We start from the raw sequence: 24080 nt of genomic DNA, 5'->3' as shown, positions 1-24080 counted from the left end.
TTGCGGCTGGGGTGGCATCTGTGGCACTGACGGCCGGGCAAAGACCGGCCGGCGTTCTTTGTGACGGATGTGACCGTCTTTTCCACGGCGCCCGCGCATGGCCGAGGCCATTGACTGCCGCGGCCTCCGGAGGGATTGCCGTCGTCGCCGCCACGGGCATTGTCTGCTGTCGATCCGCCGCCGTTAGTTGCTCTCCGTAATCGTTTCGCCGTTCGCGTGGTCGCCGCCGCGCTGTCGCCGGGCGTCCGTACGGCCGGTTTCCGGCAGCCGTCCGGCGCGCCCGCGGAGCCGTATGGCGTAGCCTGCGACATCGTCTCCGCGCCGCCCGGCCACCGGCTCGCCGCCGGTCCGGCCCGGCCGCGTCACCGCGTCCCGCACAGTCTTGCAGGCGCGCCCCCGGCGCTTTCCGCCACCCCGCTTCGCGTAGGCTCATGGCTCGCGCCGGTGCGACACGCGTATCTCCGTTCCTCGCCATCGGCTACCAGATCTAGTGGTTTGATGAGCGCACGCCACCACAAGTTGTGGTCCCCGGGTGCTCACCCGGGAGCGCTTCCCCTATGCTGGTGACCCGTCGAGGGGCCCCTGTGACGGGGGTGCCCAGGCGTGATCTGTCATGCACGGTGAGGGCTCGGGCGAGCCCTGGGAGGGTGAATACGATGCGCTGCCCCTTCTGCCGGCACCCGGACAGCCGTGTGGTCGACAGCCGTACGGCGGACGACGGTGCGGCCATCCGGCGGCGGCGTCAGTGCCCCCACTGCTCCCGACGGTTCACCACCGTGGAGAACGCATCACTGACCGTAATCAAGCGGAGCGGCGTCACCGAACCCTTCAGCAGGGACAAGGTGATTGCGGGTGTCCGCAAGGCCTGCCAGGGCCGGCCCGTGACCGAGGACGCCCTCGCCCAGCTCGGGCAGCGGGTGGAGGAAGCCGTCCGGGCCACCGGCAGTGCCGAGCTGTCCACCCACGACGTCGGGCTCGCCATACTGGGCCCGCTGCGGGACCTGGACCTGGTCGCATACCTGCGGTTCGCATCCGTCTACAAGGCGTTCGAATCGCTGGAGGACTTCGAGGCGGCCATAGCGGAACTGCGCCAGGCGCGGTCGTCCGTCCCCGGCTCAGGGGTACCGGGTGAGGACGGGCCCGACCCGGAGTGTGCCGGGGAGGCGACCCGCGGAGCGAAGTCCGCCAAGGGCGGATCCGCCTCGGCGGACGGCCGGGCCGGGACGGGCGGGCCGGGCGGGGCCGATGACGCCCCCGCCACTGCCGCCGCCGACTGAGCGGCGGCCGGTGCCCGCTGCAGGGCGGGGCCGACAGGCCGGGGAGAGAGCCCGGCACACACAGAGACCTGGTCCGGGTGCGCAGCGTGCCCGGATCACCAGACAGGCACAGATCTCGGGGAAGAACCGGGGCATGTTGGGGTGTTATGCCCCATACAGGGAGGCGGAATGACAGAGACGACGAGCGGCCCGACACGCGGCTCCCGCGCGAAGGGCAGCAAGGCGAACAAGGGGCTGCGCATCGAGCGCATCCACACGACCCCCGGAGTGCACCCGTACGACGAGGTGAACTGGGAGCGCCGCGACGTCGTCATGACCAACTGGCGCGACGGCTCGATCAACTTCGAGCAGCGTGGCGTCGAGTTCCCCGACTTCTGGTCGGTGAACGCGGTCAACATCGTCACCAGCAAGTATTTCCGCGGCGCCGTGGGCACCCCCCAGCGGGAGAACAGCCTGAAGCAGCTGATCGACCGTGTGGTCAAGACCTACCGCTCCGCCGGTGAGGAGAACGGCTACTTCGCTTCCCCCGCCGACGCCGAGATCTTCGAGCACGAGCTGGCCTACGCGGTTCTGCACCAGATCTTCGCGTTCAACTCCCCGGTGTGGTTCAACGTCGGCACCAAGCAGCCGCAGCAGGTCAGCGCCTGCTTCATCCTGTCCGTGGACGACTCCATGGAGTCGATCCTGGACTGGTACAAGGAAGAGGGAATGATCTTCAAGGGCGGCTCCGGCGCCGGCCTGAACCTCTCCCGTATCCGTTCCTCCAAGGAACTCCTCTCCTCCGGCGGCAACGCCTCCGGCCCTGTCTCCTTCATGCGTGGCGCCGACGCCTCCGCCGGCACCATCAAGTCGGGCGGTGCCACCCGGCGGGCGGCCAAGATGGTGGTGCTCGACGTCGACCACCCGGACGTCGAGGCGTTCATCGAGACCAAGGTCAAGGAAGAGGAGAAGATCCGCGCCCTGCGCGACGCGGGCTTCGACATGGACCTGGGCGGCGAGGACATCACCTCCGTCCAGTACCAGAACGCCAACAACTCGGTCCGGGTGACCGACGAGTTCATGAAGGCCGTCGAGTCCGGTTCGAAGTTCGGGCTGCGGGCCCGCATGACCGGTGAGGTCCTGGAGGAGGTGGACGCCCGCAAGCTCTTCCGCAAGATGGCCGAGGCCGCCCACGCCTGTGCCGACCCCGGTATCCAGTACGACGACACCATCAACCACTGGCACACCTCGCCGGAGACGGGCCGGATCACCGCCTCCAACCCGTGCAGCGAGTACATGCACCTGGACAACTCCTCGTGCAACCTGGCCTCGCTGAACCTGATGAAGTTCCTGCGGGACGACGACGCGGGCAACCAGTCCTTCGACGCCGAGCGGTTCGCCAAGGTCGTCGAGCTGGTCATCACGGCGATGGACATCTCCATCTGCTTCGCGGACTTCCCCACCGAGAAGATCGGCGAGACCACCCGCGCCTTCCGTCAGCTGGGCATCGGCTACGCCAACCTCGGCGCCCTGCTGATGGCCACCGGTCACGCCTACGACAGCGACGGCGGCCGGGCCCTGGCCGGTGCCATCACCTCTCTGATGACCGGCACCTCCTACAAGCGGTCGGCCGAGCTGGCCGCCATCGTGGGTCCGTACGAGGGCTACGCCCGCAACGCCGCGGCGCACAAGCGCGTCATGAAGCAGCACAGCGACGCCAACGACGCTGCCACGCGGATGGACGACCTCGACACCCCGGTGTGGGCGGCTGCGACCGAAGCGTGGCAGGACGTGCTGCGGCTCGGTGAGAAGAACGGTTTCCGCAACGCGCAGGCCTCCGTGCTGGCCCCGACCGGCACCATCGGCCTGATGATGGACTGCGACACCACCGGTGTCGAGCCCGACCTGGCCCTGGTCAAGTTCAAGAAGCTGGTCGGCGGCGGCTCCATGCAGATCGTGAACAACACGGTCCCCAAGGCCCTCAAGCGCCTCGGCTACCAGCCCGAGCAGGTCGAGGCGATCGTCGAGCACATCGCCGAACACGGCAACGTGGTCGACGCTCCCGGCCTCAAGCCCGAGCACTACGAGGTCTTCGACTGCGCCATGGGTGAGCGCTCCATCTCGCCGATGGGCCACGTGCGGATGATGGCGGCTGCCCAGCCGTTCCTCTCCGGCGCCATCTCCAAGACGGTCAACATGCCCGCGAGCAGCACCGTCGAGGATGTCGAGGAGATCTACCTCCAGGGCTGGAAGCTCGGCACCAAGGCGCTGGCCGTCTACGTCGAGAACAGCAAGGTCGGCCAGCCGCTGTCGGCCAAGGCCAAGGAGGAGAAGAAGGCGGAGGAGCCGGAGAAGGTCGTCGAGTACCGCCCGGTCCGTCGCCGTCTGCCCAAGGGCCGCCCCGGCATCACCACTTCCTTCACCGTGGGGGGCGCCGAGGGGTACATGACGGCCAACTCCTACCCGGACGACGGCCTCGGCGAGGTCTTCCTGAAGATGTCCAAGCAGGGCTCGACCCTCGCGGGCATGATGGACGCCTTCTCCATCGCCGTCTCCGTCGGCCTCCAGTACGGCGTGCCGCTGGAGACCTACGTCTCGAAGTTCACCAACATGCGCTTCGAGCCGGCCGGCATGACGGACGACACCGACGTGCGGATGGCCCAGTCGATCGTCGACTACATCTTCCGCCGCCTGGCGCTGGACTTCCTGCCGTTCGAGACCCGCTCCGCGCTGGGCATCCACTCGGCGGCCGAGCGCCAGCGTCACCTGGAGACCGGCTCCTACGAGGCGAGCGAGGAAGAGGAGTTCGACGCCGACGCCCTCGCCCAGTCGGCGCCCAAGGCCGACCAGGCCCCGCAGGTGACCCCGCGGGAAGAGGCCAAGGACGCCAAGGACGCGGACCGCACCACCGCCGAACCGGAGGCACCGACCCCCGCACCGAGGGAGGCCCACAGCTCCACGGAGCTGCTGGAGATGCAGCTCGGCCTCAACGCCGACGCCCCCCTCTGCTTCTCCTGCGGCACCAAGATGCGCCGCGCGGGCAGCTGCTACCTGTGCGAGGGCTGCGGCTCGACCAGCGGCTGCAGCTGAGGCCGGCCCTCACCCCTGACCGCCGGGGCGGGGCACGGGAAGAGCACACTTTCTTCCCGTCCCCGCCCCGGCGGCGTTTTCAGGGACTGGCAGCGGTCAGGAATGTGGCGGGCGCGGGGCCCTGCCACGGGAAGCCGACAGGGGCTCGTGGGGTCCGAGGCTGGGGAGCGGAGGTACACCAGTGCGAACCGATGGTGTGCCGTCGCCGTGACCCGGGGTCGCTGGGATGGCCGTACGATGGCGCGGTGCTGGTCAAGTGGATGCGCTGCGCCGTCGTCGACCGTCCAGGGTTCGCACGGGCACAGCGGAAATGGGCGGGGCTGCTCGGCGAGCCCGGTTTCCGGGGCCAGGGCGGCGGCTGGAGCCGCAGCCGCCGGGGAGTCGTCCACCTGTTCGCATTCTGGGAAAGCCGGGCCTTCTACGACTCCTTCATGGCCCGCTCTCACGACCGGCTCCATGCCTCTCAGGTCGGTACCTATAAAGATCCCCAGGTCAGACTCTTCGACTACCGGTTCGACGTCAAAACCGGCTTCACCCCGGTGTTCACCGACGCGGACCTGCTGCGGGTGGCGCACTGCCGAGTGCGGCCCGACCGCGTCGAGCACTACACGCTGATGCAGGAGAAGGTCTGGAACCCGGCGATGGCCGGCTCGCCCGGCATGCTGCGCGGAGTATTCGCGCAAGCGAATACGGGGGACGAGTTCCTCGTCCTTTCCATGTGGGACTCGAACGCCGAGTACGGAAAGTACCGGGTGGAACGCGTCGAGCGGCTCGCCCTGCGCGCCCAGACGGGAGCCGACATTACACACGTGGACGGGGACGTCATCGACCTCGAACCGTCGTGGACCGTGTGACCTCGCTAGGGTGGACAGCATGGCGCGTCCTCGTCGCATCGTCCTTCTCCGGCACGGAGAGTCGGAGGGCAACTCCGACGACAGCATCTACGAACGCGTACCCGACCACGCACTGCCACTGACCGAACGCGGACTGCGGCAGGCCGAGGAAGCCGGGAAACACCTTCGCGAGGTCTTCGGCGCAGAACGCGTCTCCGCCTTCGTCTCGCCCTACCGCCGCACCCGCGAGACCCTCGCCGCCCTCGGCATGGGACCCGACCAGATACGCGTGCGCGAAGAGCCCCGGCTGCGCGAGCAGGACTGGGGCAACTGGCAGGACAGGGAAGACGTACGACAGCAGAAGAAGTACCGCGACGCCTACGGCCACTTCTTCTACCGCTTCGCGCAGGGGGAATCCGGCGCCGACGTCTACGACCGGGTAGGCGCCTTCCTCGAAAGTCTCTGGCGCAGCTTCGAAGATCCTGACAACCCGCCGAACGTGCTGCTCGTCACCCACGGCCTGACCATGCGCCTCTTCTGTATGCGCTGGTTCCACTGGACGGTGGAGGAGTTCGAATGCCTCACCAACCCGGACAACGGTGAGACCCGCACCCTCCTCCTCGGCCCGGACGGCCGGTACCAGCTAGACCGGCCCTTCGAACGCTGGCAAACGCCCCGGCCCTACGGCAGTCCGCGCTAGCATCGTGCGGATATGAGCGCACGTTTTCCCGCCGCATCGCGTGACGAGCGCATCTCCCGCGCCCTTGCCTCCCTGCGCGGCGTCGCCGTGGGCGACGCTCTGGGGTCGCAGTTCTTCGTCCCCGACAACCTTCCCCACCTTCGACGTCGCGAGCTCCCGCCGGGCACCTGGCGGTGGACCGACGACACCGAGATGGCCGCCTCCGTCGTGGCCGTCCTCGCCGCCTGCGGCCGGGCCGACCAGGACGCGCTGGCCGCCTCCTTCGCCCGCCACCACGACTTCGACCGCGGCTATGGCCCGGCGGTGAACCGCATGCTCCGCCTCATCCGCCAAGAGGGCGGCGACTGGCGCGAGTTGGCCCCCGCCCTCTTCGACGGCCAGGGCTCCTGGGGGAACGGCGGAGCCATGCGGGTGGCCCCGCTCGGCGCCTGGTTCGCCGACGACCCGGAGTACGCGGCCGACGAAGCGGCCCGCTCCGCCGAGGTCACCCACCGGCACCCCGAAGCGATTGCCGGCACCCGCGCCATCGCCGCGGCCACCGCGTTCGTCGCCGCAGCCGCCCAGGGAGCCACTGCCGCGGGCCCCGTTCCGGGCGCGGCCCCCGCGCGGGACGCGGCAACCGGTGCTGCGAACGACGGCAGGCAGCAGGACGCCGGTGAGCAGCAGGCCGGGGGCGAACGGCAGGGTGGTGGCGAACGACAGTCCGGCGGCCAGCCACGAGCCGGTGGCGAACGGCAGGCGGGTTATCAGCAGCAGGGCGGCAGCCGGCAAGATGTCGGCGACCGGCAAGACGTCGGCGGCCAGCAGGAAAGTGACAGCAAAACGTCCGCCCCGCCCACCTCGCTCAGTCCCGAGACACTGCTCGTCCAAGTCCACGACCTCGTCCCCCGCAGCGCAGTCCAGGCCGGTCTGCGCCGTGCGCTCGACCTGCTCGACTATGCCGACGTACATACCGTCGCCGCCGTCCTGGGCTGCGGACGGCGCACCAGTACCCAGGACACCGTGCCGTTCACCCTGTGGGCCGCCGCCCGGCACCTGGGCGACTTCCGCGAAGCCATCTGGACCACGGCCGCCGCCGGCGGTGATGTGGACACGACCTGCGCCATCGTCGGCGGTATCGTCGCCGCAGGAGGCCCCGGCTCCGCCCCGCCCCGGGAATGGGCCGACCGGACCGAGGCTTTTCCCGCCTGGCTCCGCGAAAGCCTCGGCTGGCCCCGCTGACGCCTGAGCCCCGGAAACCGCAGCAGGCGAAACCTCACGCTCCATTACGCGGACTCTGTGTCACCGAATAGCGCCCTTCCGCGACCAGCGGACCCTTTCCCCTCTGCCGCTCCCGCCTTTCTCGGAGTCGGCTGAACTCGCCGCACCCCCAGCGGATACGCTTGGTATTGCCATGCCGTACGAGTCTCCAACCCATCGCGTCGAGCGCTCGCTCCGCGCCACCACCGGTGCCAAGATCGTCGCTGGAGTGGATGAGGTCGGCCGTGGAGCCTGGGCCGGGCCCGTCACGGTCTGCGCCGCGATCACAGGCCTGCGTCGCCCGCCCGCCGGTCTGACCGACTCCAAGCTCATCCCCGAGCCCCGCCGCAGCGAACTGGCCGAGGAACTGATCAAGTGGGTCAACGCCTACTCCCTCGGCCATGCCACACCGGAGGAGATCGACGAGTACGGCATGACCGCCGCTCTCCGGCTCGCCGCCGTCCGCGCCCTGGACGGCCTGCCCGAACGCCCCGACGCCGTGATCCTGGACGGCAAGCACGACTACCTCGGGGCACCGTGGCGAGTCCGCACCGTCATCAAGGGCGACCAGTCGTGTGTCGCCGTCGCAGCCGCCTCGGTCATCGCCAAGGTGCGCCGCGACGCCCTCATGGCCGAACTCGCCCTTGAGCACGAGGAGTTCGCCTTCCAGGACAACGCCGGGTACCCCTCGCCGGTGCACAAGGCGGCCCTGGAAAAGCGCGGCCCCACCCCGCACCACCGGCTGTCCTGGGCGTATATGGACGCCCTGACACGCTGGAAGCACCTCAAGCGCAACCGGAGCGAGCCCGCAGAACAGATCGGCCTCTTCTGAATCGGAACTTGCCGGACGGCAACGTCGCGAAGTACGGGAACTCCGCCGGGGAATAGCCCGGTACTCCGTACCCGCTGACTTAGCTGATTCCGTCATTTGATAGACAACACCCCATGCCTCTCACTCCCGAGGAGCCAGAGATTTACGAGAGCGTCCCGGGCACCCGCGCATCAGCGGGAGCGTCCAGAACACCGCAGGCATCACGCACCGCAGCCCCCGTTCCCGGCCCGCGCCCCGCGCCGCGTCCCGCACCGCCGAGGACCGACAGCAAGGGCCCCAACACCCCCGGCCGGCCGAACGCACCCCGCCAGGGCAACAGCCCGGCTCAGCCCAAGCCCGGTGCCCAGGCCAAAGCCGCCGCCAAGGCGCAGATCCAGCTCGTCGCCGCGACCGACGCGACGGCGGTGGAGGTCGCAGACGAAACCGTCGACAAGCTGCTCGACGAGGGCCGCTCGCCGGGCGACATCCTGCTGCTGACCACCGGCGCCCAGCACCCGTGGGCCGAGCACGAGCTCTCCTTCGGCGAGGACGCCTACTGGCGCCAACTCACCGAAGCCGAGGACGTGTTCTGCGCCCATGCCTCCGCCGTCGCCCGCACCGCGCAGCGCCCCGTCGTACTGCTCGCGGTCAACGGCGGTACCGATCCGGAGGCAGCGGCAGCACTGCCGGCGGCTTTGGAGAAGGCCACCGAGCAGCTGATCGTCTGTGGCGACCCGGCGCGTCTGCGCGTCCTGCTCTGACGTTCCCCGGCACCGCGGCCACGGCACTCACGCCGTGATCCGCGGGGCGGGGCCAGGGGATGTGGGCTCCGCCGAGTGAGCCGATGCCATGACCGGCTCGTTCCTCGGCTCGGCCGACCGTGCCGCTGCGGGCTGTGAGCCGCTGGGCTCCGCACCCATCACCTGCCACCCGGAGGCGGTGAGAGTGATGTAGGCCCCGCAGCGCAACCCGTGCAGGGTGCAGGCGTCGCGCAGGCCCCACATCCACGCACCGTCCACGGCCGTCCACCCGGGCTCCCCGAACCGGCAGCACAGCAGGACCGCCGTGCGTGTCGGAGTTCTGCGTCGCAGGTCGTGCGGAACGATCCGGCGCAGTCGGCTCAGCAGCGCGTTGCGGTATTCCCAGCCGTCCGGCCGTGCCGTCTCCTGGTTGAACGACGCGCTGGCGACGAGCCGTTCGCCGGGGCCCAGGACCCCGAGCACCAGAGTTTGCGGACGGGGCTGATGACGTTCGTACAAACCTGTCACCAGGGCGGGGGCGTCCTCCGGCACGGGAATGCCGAACCGTGCCCATTCGGCGAGACGGACGATGCGGCTGTGCTGTCCCGACACGGGCCCGGGGGCCGGAGCAGCAGCGGAGCCGAAGGCCATGTCCCTACCTCCGTTCGTGCTGTTCCCCACTTCGGCACTGAGCGGGGCGGCGACGAAGGCGGGGAGCATCACCGGCCTCCTGCCGCTGTCTCTTCCCCCTTATTCCCGCTGAGCCTCCGGTTGTCCCTTCCGTGCCTCCTTTCCGTGACGGCCTGGCCGGGCCGGCTGCCTCCCGGGCGGGCGAGGGTCAGTTCTGCACCGCGAGGACCAGCGGGAGCACCTCCTTCGCACCGGCCTGCCGGAGCATCCTGGCGGCCACGGTCAAGGTCCAGCCCGTCTCGGTGTAGTCGTCCACCAGGAGAACCGGACCGTTGACGGAGGCCAGGGAAGCGGCCAGCTCCGGTGGCAGCGTCAGCGCCTCGTGCACCGCCCGGAGACGCTGAGCACCATTGCTGCGCGGGCCGTTCAGCAGGCCGAACTCATCCGCGCAGGCCACCGCACCCAGCAGCGGCAGCCGGCCGATCTCGGCGAGCCGCTCGGCGAAGGACCTCACCAGCTGAGGACGGGTACGGGAGTCGATCGCCACGACGCCGACGGGCCGTCCGGACACCTCCGGATCGTCCGACGCCCAGCCGCCCGGCCCCTTCGCCCAGTCGGAGAGGACCGTCACCGCGCCGCGCAGCACGTCGTCGGGGATCGGGCCGTCCCCGGACTGGGGCGACAGCAGTGGGCGCAGCCGGTTCCCCCAGCCGATGTCGGAGAGCCGGCCCAGCGCGCGTCCTGGCGCCGCCTGCTGCTGAGCGGGGATCCGCCCCTTGAGGTCCATGCCGACCGAGGGCATGCCGGTGGGCCACATTTTTCTCGGCTCGACGCGCACGCCTGGCCTGCGCAGTTCACCGCGGGCCGCGGCCACCAGCGACTCGTCGGCCTGCGGGCTGTAGTGGTTCCCCGTGCAGTTGTCGCACCTGCCGCAGGGGGCCGCCTTCTCGTCGTCCAGTTCCCGGCGCAGGAACTCCATACGGCAGGTGGTGATCTCCGTGTAGGCGCGCATCGCCTGCTGCTCGGCGAGGCGCTGCTTTTCCACCCACTCGTACCGGTCGGCCTCGTAGTGCCATGGCCGGCCGGTGGCGACCCAGCCTCCCTTGACGCGACGCACGGCCCCGTCCACATCGAGGACCTTGAGCATCATCTCCAGCCGTGAGCGGCGCAGCTCGACGCGGGGTTCCAGGGCCGGCAGGGACATCGGGGTGTCCGAGGAGGCCAGGACGTCCAGTGTCCGGCGCACCTGCTCCTCCGGTGGGAAGGCCAGCGACGAGAAATAGCGCCAGATCGCCTCGTCCTCCTGGCCGGGGAGCAACAGCACCTCGGCGTGGTCGACGCCTCGGCCGGCGCGGCCGACCTGCTGGTAGTAGGCGATGGGGGAGGAGGGAGAGCCGAGGTGGACGACGAATCCGAGGTCCGGCTTGTCGAAGCCCATGCCCAGGGCCGATGTGGCGACCAGAGCTTTCACCCTGTTGGCGAGGAGATCCGCCTCGGCGGCTTCACGGTCCGCGTTCTCCGTTTTGCCGGTGTAGGAGGACACCTCGTGGCCGCACTGGCGGAGGAAAGCCGCAACCTCCTCCGCCGCGGCGACGGTGAGGGTGTAGATGATGCCGGAGCCCGGGAGCGAGGCGAGGTGATCACCGAGCCAGGCCAGGCGGTGCGCGGCGTCCGGCAGCCGCAGCACGTTCAGGCTGAGGCTCTCCCGGTCGAGGGAGCCGCGGAGCACCAGCGTGGGTGCCGGGCCCGCGAGGTCTCCGTCGTCGGCTTTGCCGCCCGTGCCGAGCTGCTCGGCCACGTCCGCCGTCACGCGGGCGTTGGCGGTGGCAGTGGTCGCCAGGACCGGCACGCCGTGGGGGAGCTCGGCGAGCATGGTGCGCAGACGTCGGTAATCGGGCCGGAAGTCGTGGCCCCAGTCGGAGATGCAGTGGGCTTCGTCCACGACGAGCAGTCCGGTCGACGCGGTGAGACTCGGCAGCACGTTGTCCCGGAAATCGGGGTTGTTCAGTCGTTCCGGGCTGACCAGGAGGACATCCACCTCTCCCTGCGCCACCTCGGCCTCGATCGTCCGCCATTCCTCGGGGTTCGAGGAATTGATCGTGCGTGCGTGGATGCCTGCTCGCGCGGCTGACTCGACCTGGTTCCGCATCAGCGCCAGCAGCGGCGAGACAATCACCGTCGGACCGGAGCCCCGCTTGCGCAGCAGAGCGGTCGCGACGAAGTACACCGCCGATTTGCCCCAGCCGGTGCGCTGGACCACCAGCGCGCGTCGGTGTTCGGCGACCAGCGCCTCGATCGCCCGCCACTGATCCGTGCGCAGCCGGGCCGTGCCTTCCCGGTCGCCGACGAGATCGGCGAGCACGGCGTCGGCCTCTCGTCGCAGCTGTGTGTCACTCATGCGTCCATGCAACCCGATGGCCGGTGGAACCGGGGAATCGGGCTGTGGACAACTCACTGTTCGTATGACAAGAGGACGGACGGTATGCGCCTGTGGACAACCGCGGACCGCGGATCGGTGAGGTCCGTCACCGTCGAGGCATGACACACCACGACCGCGCCGAACGCGGCGCTGAACCGGCCCTGCCCGAATCCCGTCCGATGAGCATCTCCCTGCGGGAGCCGGCGGAACTCGCGGAGGCCTTGCCCTATCTCCTCGGCTTCTACCCGGACGACTCGCTGGTGGTGGTCGCCCTCCACGGTGAGCGGGGCCGGTTCGGAGGACGGATCAGGATCGGCATTCCCACCGCGGAGAGCGCCTGGAGCCCCCTCGCTCCTCAGATCGCCGAATGCCTGGATGCCAGCTCCAGGGCGCGGGGAGCCCCGCCGGACGGTGCACTGATCTTCGTATGCCAGGAACCGGAAGAAGGAGCCAGCGGAAGGGACGTCATGGAGCGGCTGCGGCCTCTCGTCCAAGCGCTGCGCCTTGCCTGCGGACAGCGGGACATGCCCGTCTACGAAGCGCTCTGCCTTTCGGACGGCCGCTTCTTCTCGTACTGCTGCCCCGACGAGAGCTGCTGCCCGCCCGAGGGGGTGCCCCTGTCACGTTCGCGGACCTCGGCGATGGCCGTCGCCGCCGCCTACGCCGGTATTCCGGTCCGCGGCTCGTTGCGGGAGATGGAACGGCGGCTGCTGCCGCTCGGGCCGCCCCTCGGCGAGGAGCAGCAGCGTGCCCTCGACCGCGCGAGCCTCGCCCTCACCCCGCGCATGCTGTCGCAGGGTGGTCGGCTGGAAGTGCGTGTCGAGACGCTGGCCCTCCTCCAGCGCCTCTTGGAACGCTTCGAGCAGCGGCTGCCGAAGACGGGGGCACACGGGAGTGACGACGCGCACGACGACGGACTCCTCACGCACGACGAATGTGCCGCGGCGGTACTCGGCCTCCAGGACCGGGAGACGCGTGATCAGGTCGCCGCATGGACGGAGGAGGGGGACCTGCCCGCGGCCCTGAGGCTGTGGCGGGCACTGGCCCGTCGGTGCCCGGGACCCTACGCGGCCTATTCGGCGGCCTTGCTCTCACTCGCGGGATGGGCCGCTTGGTCGAGCGGAGACGTACCGACCGCACGCGTCACTCTCGGGGTGGCACTGCGGGTGGACCCGGACTACCTGTTCGCCCAGCTCCTGCACCAGGCATGCAACGAAGGGCTCGATCCCCAGCTGGTCAGTCGCTGTCTGCGCAAGGAACAGAAGGGCCGGGAGCGCCCCGTCGACGAGGAAGCGGAACGGCCTGGCCCCGCCCCGGACACCGCTGTCTGAACATTCCCCGTACCCGCCCTGGGACCTGCCCCCGCCTGCGAGAAGGAGGTGTCAACGGTGCTGCCGAACCGCCTGTTTATCGTCAAGGAGACGACTATGATCACGTCATGCCCTACGACCCCTCGGCCTTCCCGCCTTTCGCCGTCACCGTCGACCTCGTGGTGCTCACCGTGCGCAAAGACGCACTCTGCGCACTGGTCGTACGCCGTGGGGAACCGCCCTATCAGGGGATGTGGGCTCTGCCCGGCGGATTCGTCCGGGACGACGAGGATCTGGAGGCGGCGGCAGCGCGCGAGCTCACAGAGGAGACAGGGCTCCATCCGCAGGTCCCCGACGGACAAAGCGCCGGCGCTCACCTCGAACAGCTCGCCACCTACGGTGCGCCGGACCGTGATCCCAGGATGCGGGTCGTCAGCGTCGCCCACCTCGTCCTCGCGCCCGACCTGCCCTCACCCATCGCAGGCGGAGACGCACGCGGCGCCCGGTGGGCGCCGACGGAGACCTTGCTGGGCGGCGCCGACGGAGCCGGCTGGGACGGTGAGCGGCAGGCACCGCTCGCCTTCGATCACGAGCGGATCCTGCGGGACGGTGTGGAGCGGGCGCGTTCGAAGATCGAATACTCCTCGCTCGCCACCGCTTTCTGTCCGTCCGAGTTCACAGTCGGGGAGTTGCGGCGCGTGTACGAGGCTGTGTGGGGCGTGGTACTTGACCCTCGGAACTTCCACCGCAAGGTGACGGGAACGCCCGGATTCCTGGTGCCCACCGGAGGGACGACGACTCGTCAGGGCGGCAGGCCCGCACAGCTCTTCCGCGCGGGAGGAGCCACATTGCTCAACCCACCCATGCTGCGACCCGAGGTCTGAGGACGGCGCGAGGCGGGACGGGTCCGGCTCCGCCCGGCTGATGGCTGGACTGCCTACCCGGAAAGTCGGAAATGTCGCGTTATCTTGCAGTGGTGCGTCCGCCATGCGTTCTGCGGGAGAAGCGATGATTCAGGCCATCGGACTCACCAGTACGGCCCGGCGAAAGCACCTGCCCCGCGTTGACGACCTCACTTTCGAGGCGCGTTCCGGCGAGGTCACGGTGTTGCTGGGGCCGGCTGGTTCGGGCAAGAGCGAGGCTCTGCGGCTCATGCTGCAACTCGTACCGGGGCGAGGGGTCGCGCTCTTCCGGGGCCGTCCTGTCCAGCGGATCCAGCACCCCGCTCGGGAGATCGGGGTCCTGCTGGGAGACGTGCCCGGACATCCGGCCCGCAGCGCACGCGGCCATCTCCGGATGCTCACGGCCGTGGCGGGAGTGCCCGCCGAGCGGGCGGACGAAGTGCTCGAAGTGGTCGGGCTCAGCGGACTCGCGGACGAACGCCTGGGCAACTTCTCGCGGGGCATGGACCGCAGGCTCGGGATGGCCGCAGCGCTACTGGGGGATCCGCACACGCTGGTGCTCGACGAGCCGGCGTGGGAGCTGTCGCCCCGGGAAGCCAGTTGGCTCTACGGACTGGTGCGCGGATACGCGGAGCAGGGCGGGCTGGCGCTCATCGCCTCGCGTGATCCGAAAGTGGCGGCACGCATCGCGGACCGAGTGGTGACCATCGACAACGGAAGGCTGGTGGCCGATCAGACCGCTGCTGACTTCTCCCGGACCCGTCTCCGGCCGCGCGTGGCGGTCCGTACACCGCACGCGGAGCGCTTCGCGGCCGTCCTGTCGCAGGAAGCACGGAGTGCAGAACGAACACAGCTGAGGCAGGGCGCTGTTGAGGTGGTGTGTGAGGGAGGAAGTCGTATCTCGGTGTACGGCACGGACTGTGCGTTCGTGGGAGAGACGGCGTACCGGCACGGCATTCTCGTCCACCAGCTGACGGAGGAGATCGGGGACACCGGGGACAGATTCCGGCCGGGGCCGCTGATCCGAGCCGATGGGCGGGCCACTGCCCGGAGCACATCGGCGCGGAAGACCATCTCGCCCGACGAGAGCGGGGGAGGTGAAACGAAGGGGGCGGATGTGGGGGCCCGTTACGCAGACGACATGGGGGAGGCGGTTCGAGATGATGAGACGGGGGCGGTGGAAGGCGGAAGCATCACCGTCCGGGGGCATGCCTCGGTGCCTGCACCCGGTGCTCACCTGCCACAACGTGGCGGCGGCGCCGCAGTGGTCACGGAAACCAGGGAAGACGGGGGGAGGGGCTGTCCGGCGACAGCGTCCGAAGCGGATGACGAGCCCGGGTGCGCAACCGGTACCCAGCAAGCCGGTGAGCAGGCCGCAGCAGAGGAACGGTCACAGAAGGCACCGGAGCCGTCGCAGGAGCACCGGCCCGCGTCGGCAGAGGTACTCGTTCCGGCGGTGAAGCAGAACTCGGCACCGGTGACCGGCATTTCCGCGCCCGTCGATGCGCTGCCGCGGGCCCAGAGGCAGTCCGCGCCCGGTGCTTCGCAGTCTCCGGCCGGAGCCGGGCGCGAAACGGTGCCGGAGGAGACCGGGGCGGCGGCACAGATGCCCGCGGCTGAGAGCGAGTCGGCCGACGGCGGGCACCCGGCCGGCCCGCGCGGGAGCGCCGAGGAAGGGACGCGGAGCGCAGGAGGCCCTGTGTTCCGAGCAGCGGAGACCCCCGATGCGCAGTCGGCCGGGAGGGGAGGAGGCGCGCAAGGCGGGGCGGAAGGCGGGCCGGACCCGCGGCGCGTCTTCGCCTCGGACCTGGCCGAGCCGATGCCCGGGCGGCGGGAGGAGTACGGCGCTGCGGCAGCCACTGCCCAGGAGGGGACCCTCAGCGCGGCGGTGCGGACACACGGCCGGCGGATGTACGGCGTTCTGCGGGGCAGGGCCGGCACTCGGGGAAACGCGGCGAGCCGGACGTGGTCGGGCAAGACCCCGTTCGGGAGCCCCGTCTCGGATACGCCGGGGAAGCGGGCGGTGTTGCCACCCGTCTCACGGGTGGTGCGCCGGCCGGGACCGGTGGCCCCGCTCCAGTACGAACTGCGGCGGCTGTTCGGTGTGCGCACTCCGTGGGTGCTGATCGGGTTGGCGCTGCTGGCCGGGCTGGTGGTGTCCGTCGCGGTGGCGCGCGTCGGAGCGGGGGACAGAGCCGTGGTGGATGCGGAGACGGGCATCGCACCGGCGCTGAAACTGCTGACGGGATGGCCTCCCGGTTCGCCTTTCCTCGTTCCGCCCGCCGCTTTGGCTGCGGGACTGCTGGGGGCAACGGCCTTCGGGCAGGAGTTCCGGTATCCGGCGCTGGTTCCGGCGCAGGTCCCGGTGCCGAGAAGGCTGGGGCTGCTGGTGGCGAAACTGGCGGTGACGGGCGGTACGGCCGTGGCGCTGTGCGCGGCGACAGCGCTGTGCAACGGGGTCGCACTCACCCTGCTCTTCGGTGCGGACAGCGGCGCCCTCGGCTTCCCCGCCGGCACCTTGCACCAGGACGGCCTGACGAGCTTGTCCGTGCCGGGCGGTTCGGCGGGCGGGGCCTCGGTGCCGTCGCTCGGGGTGCAGGTTGTCGCGGTGCTGGCATTGTGCGTCGGCTGTGCTTGGGCGGGGCTGCTGGCTGCTGGGGTATTCCGCTCAACGGTGCTCGGTGTGGCGGCGGTTGTGGCCGTGCCGTTGCTGGTGGCGCCGTTCCTGCGGGGGGCGACGGTGGATGCGGGCGGCCAGTCGTTCGGGGGGCTGCCCGAGCGTCTGCGGGCAGTGCTGCTCTTCCCCTGGCCTTCGGTGGCCGAACGATGGGGCACTGTGGCGGGGGAGATCGCAGCCCAACCGGTGGGGCGGGCGTTGGCCTTTGCGCTGATGGTGCTGTTCTGTGCCTATGCCCTCACCTCGCTGCGGGGGCGCCCATGGCGGAGATAGGTGCTGAAGGTGTCCGACGGATGGCAGGAGGGAGGGACGAACACGGCCCATGACAGCCGCATTGGTCAGTGGCTCACGGAACAGCGCGTAAACGTGCATCTGTTCACCTGCGCACCCCGCAAACCGGTGCTCGACGGGCGTACATGGCTCTGACCACCAGTGTTGTGGTCCGTTCTTTCCGATAAGGCGTCAATTACAAGGAAGGCAGCGATCACCCTTTCGTGTGCTTTTCACCAAAGCCCTCAAGACCGCGCCGAGCCCCGCCGACACAAGGGTCGTGACTACCCTTGCGCACTCCATGATGACCGCGGCTCGCTCCGTCGACACAGGCATCGTCGGCCCGGGCGAGCTGGACCGCTACGCATACGCCGAGTCCACGGGGACGGCGCGTACCACCACCAACGCCTCGGCGTGGGAGGGTTCCGAGGCTGATATGAACCGTGTGAACCGACGTGCGTCCGGTAGCCGTGGCAGGGGCCTGCACGGCCAACTCGTCCAGCAGCTGGGCCAGATGATCGTCTCGGGCGACCTGGGCGCGGACCGTCCACTCGTCCCCGAAGAGATCGGCCAGCGCTTCGAGGTCTCGCGTACCGTCGTACGGGAATCCCTGCGCGTGCTCGAAGCCAAAGGGCTGGTGAGCGCACGCCCCAACGTCGGCACCAGGGTCCGGCCCGTCAGCGACTGGAACCTGCTCGACCCCGACATCATCGAGTGGCGTGCCTTCGGGCCGCAGCGGGAGGGGCAGCGCCGCGAGCTTTGCGAGCTGCGCTGGACGATCGAGCCCCTCGCCGCGCGCCTGGCCGCCGGGCAGAGCCATGACGACGTTCAGCAGCGCCTCGGCGACATGGTCGAGATCATGGGCCACGCCCACGCTCAGGGCGACGCCCTCACCTTCTCCCGCGCCGACGCGGAGTTCCACGGCCTGATCCTCCAGGCTGCGGGCAACAGGATGCTGGAGCACCTCTCCGGCATCGTCTCCTCCGCGCTCCAGGTCTCGGGCGGCCCGACGGCCTGCTGCGAGCACCCGACCGAAAGTGTCGTCGGGTACCACCGCCGCGTTGTGGAGGCTCTCGCCGCCGGCGAGGCCGGCGTCGCCGAGAACGCCATGCGGCAGGTGCTCGGCGCTCCCACCGAGACGGTCCCGGCCGCGCAGGCTGCGCAGGCGGGCGCCTCCGGGCAGGCGGCGGCCCCCGCGGCCCAGCCCGCGCAGGCGGGGTCCCATGGTGTGCCCGCCGGCGCGGGGCAGCCCGGTCAGGCAGGCAGCCCGGGTGCCCCCGGCGGGGCGGACCACGTCGTCCCGGCGCCGCGCGAGCACTGACCGGCGGCGGGCAGCCGAGTCGGGCCGCCCGCCCGCTCTGCCGGCCTGTCGGCCCGCGGGACGGCCTGTCGGCTCCGGGCTTCCATACCGGCCGGGTGTCCGGTGACGGGACACGACCTGGGCACCCGGCCTCTGTGTCGCTGCGTGCCCGAGGGTGCAGAGCGCTGCCCGTCCCGCTGTGGCTCGGCGGGTGCGAACCCGAACGGTGGTCCGGTCGCCCGCTCCTGGCTCGTGCGGTGGCTCGGGACTGCGCCAGGCCCCCTGAGGACGCACCGCTCCGGTACGCGGGTCGGGTCGCGGTGCGACCGGCCTGGGGAAACCATTTCGCTGTTCCCGAGGAGCCGAGGGGCCGAGGACTGGCCGCCGTGAGTGCCTCGGGGGTGGGTTTCCGCTCGCAGAGTGGTGAGCCGCGTCCGGCGTCGCGGGGCCGGGGCCGCCGCGAGTCCGGGTCGAGGGCCCCGGGCTCGCGGTTCCGGGCCACCAAGCCATGGTGGGCCGACGAGATCGCAGGCATGGCACAGCACAGCACCGAGTCTCGCGTTGCCTCTCCTGTCGGCGGGGCATGGCTGACGCTTCGCAGCCGTGGGTCTGAGCCGCATCGGACGCGACCGGCCTCCTCGGAAGCCGGTCACTCGGCCGGTGCCGATGCCGGTGCCGGTGCCGGTCTTGGTGTTGGTGGGTCGGGGCGGTGACCCCGCTCGTCTCCTCGAAGGCCTCGCTGAACGGTGTCCTCCAGCCGAGTACCCCGCTGCGTGCACCCGGACCCCGGAGCCTGCGCTCGACCTTGCCCGCCCGCACCCGGACGCAGAGGGCGGCTGTGCATGGTGCGGCGGCACCGTGTCCGGGGTGACAGTCGCTGCCGGTTCACATCAGAGCCTCGGAGCGACACGAGGGGGCGGTCGGAGCGTCCGCCCAGCCCCTGCTGGTTGCACGGCCACAAGGCCGGGCAACCAGCACGACAGCCCCGCGTGCCGCACCGCAGTCGTGCTCAGTCGTCCTCCGACAGGGGGACAGGAGCGGCGGCCGGGAGGGGCGGACCTGCCCCGGAGGCGGACAGCCTCGGCAACGGTCCCCGGGTGGAGGCCGAAGGGCTGAGGGACAAAGCCCGGGCAGCCGAGCGGGTGGGCGACCGAGGGGCGGTCCGCCGCCGCGTCCGCACTCCGCCGGGTGGTTCGCGCGCTCGTCGTGCAGGTGCCGACTGTCCGCAAGACCGTTTCGCGTGCGGGAGCCGTACCGTGGAGGTGTCGCGCCCGCAGTGGTCAGGGGTTTCGTCCGGTTATCACCGGATAGAGACGGGTACAGAATGTGACTCGGGCCACGTGAATTGGGCGTAACGCTTCCCGTTCCCACGCGATGACTCAAGAGGTGACAGCCGAGGAGGGAATACGGGCGCCCCGTTCGGGGCTCTAGTCTGCACCGTTGTTTCTCCACTGCTCCGCCCGTGCCGTCGGTTCATCCCCGCCGGCGGTCCGCCGTTTCCATCGTTCCGAGAGGTTGTTCGTGTCGGCCAGCACATCCCGTACTCTCCCTGCGGAGATCGCCGAGTCCGAGTCCGTGATGGCGCTCATCGAGCGGGGGAAGGCTGAGGGGCAGATCGCCGGCGACGACGTGCGTCGGGCCTTCGAGGCTGACCAGATTCCGCCGACCCAGTGGAAGAACGTTCTGCGCAGCCTCAATCAGATCCTCGACGAAGAGGGTGTGACGCTGATGGTGAGCGCAGCCGAGGCGCCCAAGCGCACCCGCAAGAGCGTCGCAGCGAAGACTCAGGCCAAGCGCACCACCACCAGGACAGTCGCCACCAAGACCACGCAGGCCAAGAAGGCCGCCCCCACGCGGACGGCCTCCACCGCGGCGTCCGTCGCCTCCTCCCCGGCCGCGACGGCCGCGACCGTCGGGCAGGACCCCGCCGGGGAGGGCGCAGCCAAGCCCGCCGCGAAGAAGGCCACTGCCAAGAAGGCCGCGGCGAAGAAGACCGCCGCCAAGAAGACCGCCGCCCCGAAGAAGACGGCGGCCAAGAAGTCCGTCGTCGACGAACTCCTCGAAGGTGACGAGGAAATGGTGGAGGACCTGCCCGTCAAGCCGTCGGGCAAGCCCGGCGCCGAGGACGGTCCGTCCGCCGACGGCAAGAACGAGAATGAGGGCTTCGTCCTCTCCGACGACGACGAGGACGACGCGCCGGCCCAGCAGGTCGCCGCCGCGGGGGCGACGGCCGACCCGGTCAAGGACTACCTCAAGCAGATCGGCAAGGTCCCGCTCCTCAACGCGGAGCAGGAGGTCGAGCTGGCCAAGCGGATCGAGGCGGGTCTGTTCGCCGAGGACAAGCTGGCCACCGAGGAGAAGCTGGCCCCCAAGCTCCAGCGGGAGCTGGAGATCATCGCCGAGGACGGCCGCCGCGCCAAGAATCACCTGCTGGAGGCCAACCTCCGACTGGTGGTTTCGCTGGCGAAGCGGTACACGGGCCGCGGCATGCTCTTCCTGGACCTGATCCAGGAGGGCAACCTGGGTCTGATCCGTGCGGTCGAGAAGTTCGACTACACGAAGGGCTACAAGTTCTCGACCTACGCGACGTGGTGGATCCGCCAGGCCATCACTCGCGCCATGGCCGACCAGGCCCGCACCATCCGTATTCCGGTGCACATGGTCGAGGTCATCAACAAGCTCGCCCGTGTGCAGCGTCAGATGCTCCAGGACCTGGGCCGCGAGCCCACCCCGGAGGAGCTGGCCAAGGAGCTGGACATGACGCCCGAGAAGGTCGTCGAGGTCCAGAAGTACGGCCGCGAGCCCATCTCGCTGCACACTCCGCTGGGCGAGGACGGTGACAGCGAGTTCGGTGACCTGATCGAGGACTCCGAGGCGGTTGTACCGGCCGATGCGGTGAGCTTCACGCTTCTGCAGGAGCAGCTGCACTCGGTTCTCGACACGCTCAGTGAGCGTGAGGCGGGCGTCGTGTCGATGCGATTCGGTCTGACCGACGGCCAGCCGAAGACGCTGGACGAGATCGGCAAGGTCTACGGCGTCACGCGTGAGCGCATCCGGCAGATCGAGTCGAAGACGATGTCGAAGCTGCGGCACCCCTCTCGTTCCCAGGTTCTGCGGGACTACCTGGACTGAGTGGCCGTACGCGGCACACGCGCCGGGCGAAGGCCGGTGCTCCCTCCCGGGCGGAGGGGGTGCCGGCCTTCGCCGTACCGGCTGCTCCTGGCCGCGGCACCCGGACGGCCCACCGTGCGCCGGGCGCACACCTGGGGCGGCCCGGGATGCGCGCAGCGTCGAGCCGGAACACCCTGGGTAGTCACAGGGTTCCGTACGGTCAGGAGGTCGGTCTCATGCGATCGATGCGCTGGAGGCGAACGCGGGTCATCCGGATCGCGAGCGGGCGGGGAAGGCGCCGTCTGGTGCTGGGGGCGGCGCTGATAGCGGCGCTTGCCGCGCCCACTGTTCCGCAGGGGGCGGTGGCGGCCGAGTCGGCCGCGGAGCGGCCCGTGCACGCCCCGGGGCAGGTTTCCGGGCCCGCGGCACGGGAAGGCGGTGTCGGGCGCGTCCTGGGGGCGGCGGCACACGACCAGGATCCGGACCGTGCGGTCATCGGGGGCGCCCCGGTGCGCGCCGAGAGTCATCCGTGGGTGGTGGCGCTCTCCAGCCGCTCCCGGTTCGGTCCCCAGCGCTCGGGGCAGTTCTGCGGCGGTGCCGTCGTGGGCCCGCGAACGGCGATCACGGCGGCGCACTGTCTCAGCCGTGAGGTGCTGGGCGCGGACCCCTCGCAGGTCACGGATCTGCGGGTGATCACCGGCCGTACCGATCTGACCGGTACGGCCGGTAAGGAGATCCCCGTCGAGTCGTCCCGGGTGAACCCGGACTACGACCCGGTGACCAACAAGGGTGACATCGCCGTACTACGGCTGGCGTCTCCGCTGCCGCAGGGTTCCGTCCTCCCGATGGCCCAGAAGGGCGACGCGGTGCACCAGTCGGGTACCGCGGTGACGGTCTACGGCTGGGGCGACACCACGGGGCGTGGGACCTACGCGACGAGCCTGCACGCGACGCGGGTGCGGGTGCTGGCGGACACGGACTGCAGTCGGGCCTATCCGGGGTCGTCCGAGGGCACCTACGACCCGGCCACGATGCTGTGCGCGGGGTTGAAGCAGGGCGGCCGGGACGCCTGCCAGGGAGACAGCGGCGGGCCGTTGGTGGCCCAGGGCAAGCTCGTGGGGCTGGTGTCGTGGGGCATCGGCTGCGGTGAGCCCGGCCGGCCCGGTGTGTACACGCGGGTCTCGGCGCTGCAGTCCGTGGTGCAGGCGGAGGACGCGGGGGTCCCGGCGGGGGCGTGAGCCCGGCAACCGCTGTTGCCGCCCGAGGTGAGCGAGCGCCGGGGGAGCTGACCGGAAAGCGCGGGGGCGCCGGATGCGCCGGGCCCGTCGCCCCGGGGGGGGCGCGCTTCAGGGCCGGCTGTCCGCGCCGTGATACGGGCTGCTGGGGTTTCCGTCCCATGACGAGGGCGGGCGGCCCTTCCGCTGGGGGAGGGCCGCCCGCCTGTTCCGGCCTGCGGCGGGCTAGCTCGTCGGATGCGGACGCGAGGGCGTCAGCTCAAGCGGACGCCGTTCCGGAGTTCATCGTTCGTCTTCGCCGGCGGAAGCGGGAGTCGCGTTGAGCTTCTCCGTCTCGTCCTGTATCTCCGCGGCGATCTTCTTGAGTTCCGGCTCGTACTTGCGGCCGTGGTGGGCGCAGAACAGCAGCTCGCCGCCGCTCACCAGGACAACGCGCAGATACGCCTGGGCGTTGCAGCGGTCACAGCGGTCGGCTGCCGTCAGCGGAGTCGCGGGGGTCAGAACTGTAGTCACGTCGCCTCTTCTCTAGCTCGACGAGCTGTCGTACCAGGGTCAACATCCAACCAGGCCGATAACGTTCCCGCTCTGGCCATCATTCCCGGACTTTTTTGGCCGGGAGGCCGGATAGTTGCCGGGTGGCGGCGAATGGGCCGTAGTGCAGGGGTTGGGTTTTCCGTCTGTTGTGTTCGGTCTGTTGTGCAGTCTGTGACGGTGGGTGGTGGCGAGCTCTGCCGGTGGCGCCGGCAGGCCTGTCGTCGTGCCGTTGGGTTGTCGTCCGGCTGCGGGCTGTTCCTCCTTCGTTGTGGAGGACGTGCCCGGAGCCTAAACGGTTCATGCCTGGATGGGAACGTGATGTGTGTGTCACCCAGGTCGTTATCGAACAGGATATCGAATGTGGGCTAGCATGGCGGTTCTCCCTGATCGTCTCCTGGGTCGTGCGTCACCTGCCGTCCTGGGCCTCGGTACCCTCTGACGCGGCAACCCAGGGGTATGTACATCGGCTCGACCGACAGTCGTGGGCTGATGCACTGTCTGTGGGAGATCATCGACAACTCGGTCGACGAGGCGCTGGGCGGTTACTGCGATCACATCGAGGTCGTCCTGCACGACGACGGTTCGGTGGAGGTCAGCGACAACGGCCGCGGCATCCCGGTGGACGTCGAGCCCAAGACGGGGCTGTCCGGCGTCGAGGTCGTGATGACCAAACTGCACGCGGGCGGGAAATTCGGCGGTGGCTCCTACGCCGCCTCCGGCGGTCTGCACGGTGTCGGCGCCTCGGTCGTCAACGCCCTGTCCGCGCGGCTGGACGTCGAGGTCGACCGGGACGGGCGCACGCACGCCATCAGCTTCCGCCGCGGTGTGCCGGGGATCTTCACCGAGTCCGGTCCGGACGCCCCGTTCGACCCCGCCAACGGCCTGCTGAAGGGGAAGAAGATCCCCAAGACCCGTACGGGTACCCGGGTGCGGTATTGGGCGGACCGGCAGATCTTCCTGAAGGACGCGCGGCTGTCGTTGGAGACGTTGTATGCGCGGGCGCGGCAGACGGCGTTTTTGGTG

16 protein-coding genes and 1 pseudogene are annotated in these 24080 nt (G+C 70.2%); 14 read left to right on the top strand and 3 right to left on the bottom strand.

Translation table 11 applies throughout. From position 1 onward, the window contains the following. Window positions 1-656: 656 nt before the first annotated feature. The 7 genes from nrdR to IO40_RS38115 all read left to right on the top strand — a co-directional run bounded on the left by nrdR (window position 657) and on the right by IO40_RS38115 (window position 8690). A complete protein-coding gene (nrdR, locus tag IO40_RS0130645; RefSeq protein WP_031176555.1) occupies window positions 657-1277 on the top strand; it encodes a transcriptional regulator NrdR in 621 nt (206 codons plus the stop codon). A 168-nt stretch (window positions 1278-1445) separates the two neighbouring features. Further along, window positions 1446-4346, top strand: a complete 2901-nt coding sequence (locus IO40_RS0130640; RefSeq protein WP_016470250.1) for a vitamin B12-dependent ribonucleotide reductase — start codon at window positions 1446-1448, stop codon at window positions 4344-4346. 245 nt (window positions 4347-4591) lie between these two features. Next, complete coding sequence (locus tag IO40_RS0130635; protein ID WP_030409318.1) at window positions 4592-5200, top strand: YdbC family protein; 609 nt, start codon at window positions 4592-4594, stop codon at window positions 5198-5200. A 19-nt stretch (window positions 5201-5219) separates the two neighbouring features. Continuing rightward, window positions 5220-5879, top strand: a complete 660-nt coding sequence (locus IO40_RS0130630) for a histidine phosphatase family protein (RefSeq protein WP_016470252.1) — start codon at window positions 5220-5222, stop codon at window positions 5877-5879. Between the two features lie 12 nt (window positions 5880-5891). Beyond that, window positions 5892-7100 (top strand): ADP-ribosylglycohydrolase family protein, encoded by a 1209-nt coding sequence (locus IO40_RS0130625; RefSeq protein WP_031176554.1) that lies wholly within the window; start codon window positions 5892-5894, stop codon window positions 7098-7100. A gap of 172 nt (window positions 7101-7272) precedes the next feature. Then, complete coding sequence (locus IO40_RS0130620; protein WP_016470254.1) at window positions 7273-7950, top strand: ribonuclease HII; 678 nt, start codon at window positions 7273-7275, stop codon at window positions 7948-7950. Between the two features lie 113 nt (window positions 7951-8063). Further along, window positions 8064-8690: a hypothetical protein gene (locus tag IO40_RS38115; RefSeq protein WP_016470255.1), complete on the top strand. Its 627-nt coding sequence runs from the start codon at window positions 8064-8066 to the stop codon at window positions 8688-8690. Between the two features lie 27 nt (window positions 8691-8717). Here IO40_RS38115 and IO40_RS38330 read toward each other — a convergent pair whose 3' ends face one another. Continuing rightward, the gene (locus IO40_RS38330) at window positions 8718-9320 is read right to left on the bottom strand and encodes a hypothetical protein (protein ID WP_135567286.1); all 603 of its coding nucleotides are present in this window, start codon (window positions 9318-9320) and stop codon (window positions 8718-8720) included. A 187-nt stretch (window positions 9321-9507) separates the two neighbouring features. Further along, a complete protein-coding gene (locus tag IO40_RS0130605; protein WP_016470257.1) occupies window positions 9508-11697 on the bottom strand; it encodes a RecQ family ATP-dependent DNA helicase in 2190 nt (729 codons plus the stop codon). A gap of 140 nt (window positions 11698-11837) precedes the next feature. Here IO40_RS0130605 and IO40_RS0130600 point away from each other — a divergent pair, with 140 nt between their 5' ends. The 6 genes from IO40_RS0130600 to IO40_RS0130575 all read left to right on the top strand — a co-directional run bounded on the left by IO40_RS0130600 (window position 11838) and on the right by IO40_RS0130575 (window position 22526). Then, entirely contained in the window at window positions 11838-13049 is a 1212-nt protein-coding gene (locus tag IO40_RS0130600; RefSeq protein WP_016470258.1) for a DUF4192 domain-containing protein, read from the top strand. Between the two features lie 107 nt (window positions 13050-13156). After that, on the top strand, window positions 13157-13912 hold the full coding sequence (locus IO40_RS0130595; protein WP_016470259.1) for an NUDIX hydrolase: 756 nt from the start codon (window positions 13157-13159) through the stop codon (window positions 13910-13912). Between the two features lie 124 nt (window positions 13913-14036). Beyond that, window positions 14037-16880, top strand: a complete 2844-nt coding sequence (locus IO40_RS0130590) for an ATP-binding cassette domain-containing protein (RefSeq protein ID WP_031176553.1) — start codon at window positions 14037-14039, stop codon at window positions 16878-16880. A gap of 298 nt (window positions 16881-17178) precedes the next feature. Then, window positions 17179-18198, top strand: a complete 1020-nt coding sequence (locus IO40_RS0130585; RefSeq protein ID WP_415852529.1) for a FadR/GntR family transcriptional regulator — start codon at window positions 17179-17181, stop codon at window positions 18196-18198. Window positions 18199-19698: 1500 nt separating this feature from the next. Continuing rightward, window positions 19699-21309 carry an RNA polymerase sigma factor gene (locus tag IO40_RS0130580; RefSeq protein ID WP_030409309.1) on the top strand — a complete coding sequence of 537 codons (1611 nt, stop codon included), beginning with the start codon at window positions 19699-19701 and terminating at the stop codon, window positions 21307-21309. A 215-nt stretch (window positions 21310-21524) separates the two neighbouring features. Next, window positions 21525-22526 carry a serine protease gene (locus IO40_RS0130575; protein ID WP_031176551.1) on the top strand — a complete coding sequence of 334 codons (1002 nt, stop codon included), beginning with the start codon at window positions 21525-21527 and terminating at the stop codon, window positions 22524-22526. 279 nt (window positions 22527-22805) lie between these two features. Here the strand turns inward: IO40_RS0130575 and IO40_RS0130570 are convergent, their stop codons facing one another. Next, complete coding sequence (locus IO40_RS0130570; RefSeq protein WP_016470264.1) at window positions 22806-23036, bottom strand: DUF7455 domain-containing protein; 231 nt, start codon at window positions 23034-23036, stop codon at window positions 22806-22808. 462 nt (window positions 23037-23498) lie between these two features. Here IO40_RS0130570 and IO40_RS0130565 point away from each other — a divergent pair. Then, window positions 23499-24080, top strand: a pseudogene (locus IO40_RS0130565) (ATP-binding protein); the annotation flags it as partial.

The organism is Streptomyces albus subsp. albus (assembly GCF_000725885.1).
In the GTDB taxonomy this organism is placed as follows: Bacteria; Actinomycetota; Actinomycetes; order Streptomycetales; family Streptomycetaceae; genus Streptomyces; species Streptomyces albus.
Note: the sequence above shows the minus strand (reverse complement) of the source record. Positions and strands in the feature narration are given on the sequence as shown.

What these genes read in the sequence shown, in the direction of transcription:
- nrdR (WP_031176555.1), top strand. Translation starts at nt 657, where the DNA reads ATGCGCTGCCCCTTCTGCCGGCACCCGGACAGCCGTGTGGTCGACAGC.
- IO40_RS0130640 (WP_016470250.1), top strand. Translation starts at nt 1,446, where the DNA reads ATGACAGAGACGACGAGCGGCCCGACACGCGGCTCCCGCGCGAAGGGC.
- IO40_RS0130630 (WP_016470252.1), top strand. Translation starts at nt 5,220, where the DNA reads ATGGCGCGTCCTCGTCGCATCGTCCTTCTCCGGCACGGAGAGTCGGAG.
- IO40_RS0130625 (WP_031176554.1), top strand. Translation starts at nt 5,892, where the DNA reads ATGAGCGCACGTTTTCCCGCCGCATCGCGTGACGAGCGCATCTCCCGC.
- IO40_RS0130620 (WP_016470254.1), top strand. Translation starts at nt 7,273, where the DNA reads ATGCCGTACGAGTCTCCAACCCATCGCGTCGAGCGCTCGCTCCGCGCC.
- IO40_RS38115 (WP_016470255.1), top strand. Translation starts at nt 8,064, where the DNA reads ATGCCTCTCACTCCCGAGGAGCCAGAGATTTACGAGAGCGTCCCGGGC.
- IO40_RS38330 (WP_135567286.1), bottom strand. Translation starts at nt 9,320, where the DNA reads ATGGCCTTCGGCTCCGCTGCTGCTCCGGCCCCCGGGCCCGTGTCGGGA.
- IO40_RS0130605 (WP_016470257.1), bottom strand. Translation starts at nt 11,697, where the DNA reads ATGAGTGACACACAGCTGCGACGAGAGGCCGACGCCGTGCTCGCCGAT.
- IO40_RS0130600 (WP_016470258.1), top strand. Translation starts at nt 11,838, where the DNA reads ATGACACACCACGACCGCGCCGAACGCGGCGCTGAACCGGCCCTGCCC.
- IO40_RS0130595 (WP_016470259.1), top strand. Translation starts at nt 13,157, where the DNA reads ATGCCCTACGACCCCTCGGCCTTCCCGCCTTTCGCCGTCACCGTCGAC.
- IO40_RS0130590 (WP_031176553.1), top strand. Translation starts at nt 14,037, where the DNA reads ATGATTCAGGCCATCGGACTCACCAGTACGGCCCGGCGAAAGCACCTG.
- IO40_RS0130585 (WP_415852529.1), top strand. Translation starts at nt 17,179, where the DNA reads ATGATGACCGCGGCTCGCTCCGTCGACACAGGCATCGTCGGCCCGGGC.
- IO40_RS0130575 (WP_031176551.1), top strand. Translation starts at nt 21,525, where the DNA reads ATGCGATCGATGCGCTGGAGGCGAACGCGGGTCATCCGGATCGCGAGC.